Below are 2667 nucleotides of genomic sequence, written 5' to 3' on the forward strand. Positions count from 1 at the left end.
TATTTTTCGTCATGGGAATCACCTGCTGTTAGGTTGGATGTTGGGGAACTCATCTATCCTAAAAACAGCGGGTTAGATTTTTTGAGTACTAGTTCAACAAATTGCAGATGAAGATCGTGATCAACTAATCACTTAAAGAATATCAAATCAACCAGTTAACCTAATTGACGTGCTTCTTTAACAAGTGAGATGTGCTAGTAACGTGCACAACGTGTTAAGCCCTATAATTTATTGATTTATAAATAAAGGAGGTAGGAGTCTCGTGATGAGGTTACTAAACATGAATTTAGCCGTGCAATTTTCCAAAGTTTACAGTGTAAAAAAAGCGGCTTTACCCCGGAACAGATAAAAGCCGCTTGCCAATGATGTGTTAATTCACATCTTATCGCATAATCATTTGTTCACGACCAGGACCCACAGACACCATTTTTACTGGTACGCCCATGAGTTCCTCAATGCGTAGAACGTATTTCTGTGCTGCTACTGGAAGCTCTTCAAACTTACGACAACCTGTGATGTCCTCGCTCCAGCTTTCCATCTTCTCGTAGATTGGCGCAAGAGAGGCAGTTTGAGGCCAGATTGGGTTTTCGCTGTGGTCGCCTTCGTAGCCAACACAGATTTTCAGATCGTTAAGGCCAGTCAAACAGTCTACTTTCGTTAGTGCAATTTCAGTTGCGGCTTGCAGTTCAACGCCATTTTTCGTAGCGACTGCGTCGAAGTAGCCCATGTCGCGTGGACGACCCGTAGTTGCACCGAACTCGCCAGCAAGTTCGCGGAAAGCGTCTTGCTCTTCCATTGCAGTGATCAACGTACCAGTACCCACTGATGAGCTGAAGGCTTTTGCAACCGCAATAACGCGTTCAGGACGAAGTGCCGGAAGGCCACTACCGATACCCGCGTACATTGATACAACGTTAGAAGATGTTGTCCAAGGGTACTCACCGTAAACAAGGTCACGACCCGCGCCAAGCTGCGCTTCGAACAATAGAGTTTTGTCTTTCGCTTGTAGTTCTTTTAGAGGAAGCGTTACGTTGCAAATTGAATCGCGCCAAGGTGCAGAGACTTCTAGCAGCCAGTTCGCCAGTTCTTCAGCGGTTTGTTCAAACTCGAACGTCGGGTAAAGTGCACGCAGTTGCGGCAGTTTCCAATCCATCATGAATTGAAGGCGTTCAACCAATACTTCTGGTTGCTTCAACCAACCAACTAGGATGCCTTTCTTCATTACGCGGTCACCGTACGCAGGTGCAATACCTTGGCGAGTTGAACCGTATGCTTTGTCGCCTAAACGTTGTTCTTCTAGCGTATCTTCTAGTGCATGTAGAGGTAGACACAGTGTTGCGCGATCAGAGATGCACATATTCACTTTTACGCCCGCTTCTTCAACTTCCGCAATCTCCTGAGACAGCAACGCAGGGCTGATAACCATACCCGGACCTAACACTGCCAAACAGTCTGGGTTGAATACGCCACTTGGAAGCTGGTGCAGCTTGAACGTACCTAGGTCGTTAACCACGGTGTGACCCGCGTTGTTACCACCTTGGAAACGAATGCTCGCAGAAGCTTGCTCTGCCAAAAAGTCAACGATGCGGCCTTTGCCTTCATCACCCCAGTTTGCACCCACAACAACGATAGACGACATAATTTAATCTCCAAAAACAGATGCAAAAATCTTAAGGTGTTCGCCATAATAAGAGAAATTAATTATACTCATTAACTTGATAAGAATTTCATATCGGAATTGGCAATGTTAGATTTGAACTGGCTGCGAACCTTCGTAACTCTTGCAGAGGTAAAACACTTTGGTAAAACAGCGACGGAACTGCACATGACGCAGCCGAACGTAAGTTTGCATATCAAGCAGTTGGAGCAAGCCACGCGCACGAAATTGATTGAGCGAAATCCCGTGCAGTTGACGCAAGCGGGGAAGCGTTTGTTAGCTACGGCGCAGCGGATGCTCAATGAGCTGCAAATTTGTCAGTCAGATCTCAATGCCATCAACGATCTTACGCAGGGGACGCTTTCTATTGCGGCGAGCGATATTGTTTCACGTTTACTGCTTATCAAACCATTTCAGCAATTCAAAAGTGAATATCCGGGGATCGACTTGGCATTGTTCAACACCACATCTTCTCAAGCGGTGGATTTGGTGAAAAGTGCGCGTGCCGATATCGGCTTTGTTATCGCACAAAAAGAGAGTCAACCGCTGCATTTTACGCCTCTCACGCAGATTCACTGGTGTGCGTTTGGCGATAACATTTTTGAGTGGCAAGACAATCGAAAAGAGAGCCAGACGCTGATCCTGCTAGGGCACGATACTCGAACCCGAGAGCTGATTGATGCGTCTTTACCTGAACTAAATCTGCCTAAGCATCGCGTGATGGAAGTGGGCAGTGTGGAAGCACAAATCGACTGGGCGGAAGCGGGGTTTGGGACTGCTATTGTGCCGGATTTCTCGCTCGATCCGAGATTAAAGCTTTCTCGTGAAGTTACGCCTTTGCCAAGTTTTCCAAACACTGATTTCGGCTACATCGTGCGTCAAAATCAGGTGTTATCCAAAGCGGCAAAACAGTTGTTGGCTTGGGTTGGCGAGAATGTGTCGGTGGTTGAGGGCTAAGACGATGAAAGAAAAGGCCATGAAAGAGACGAAGATTACGATTTCGCTCCCAT

General features: G+C 46.7%; 2 protein-coding genes. One reads left to right on the top strand and one right to left on the bottom strand.

Annotated elements, in window-relative coordinates:
- Nucleotides 1–382 precede the first annotated feature (382 nt).
- A complete protein-coding gene (locus tag IQR33_RS01600; protein WP_005373814.1) occupies nt 383–1639 on the bottom strand; it encodes an adenylosuccinate synthase in 1257 nt (418 codons plus the stop codon).
- Nucleotides 1640–1744: 105 nt separating this feature from the next.
- Between IQR33_RS01600 and IQR33_RS01605 the strand changes: the two genes are divergently transcribed.
- The gene (locus tag IQR33_RS01605) at nt 1745–2614 is read left to right on the top strand and encodes a LysR family transcriptional regulator (RefSeq protein WP_005373812.1); all 870 of its coding nucleotides are present in this window, start codon (nt 1745–1747) and stop codon (nt 2612–2614) included.
- The last annotated feature ends 53 nt before the right edge of the window (nt 2615–2667 follow it).

It is taken from the genome of Vibrio sp. OPT46, from assembly GCF_015163535.1.
GTDB classification, from domain to species: domain Bacteria; phylum Pseudomonadota; class Gammaproteobacteria; order Enterobacterales; family Vibrionaceae; genus Vibrio; species Vibrio alginolyticus.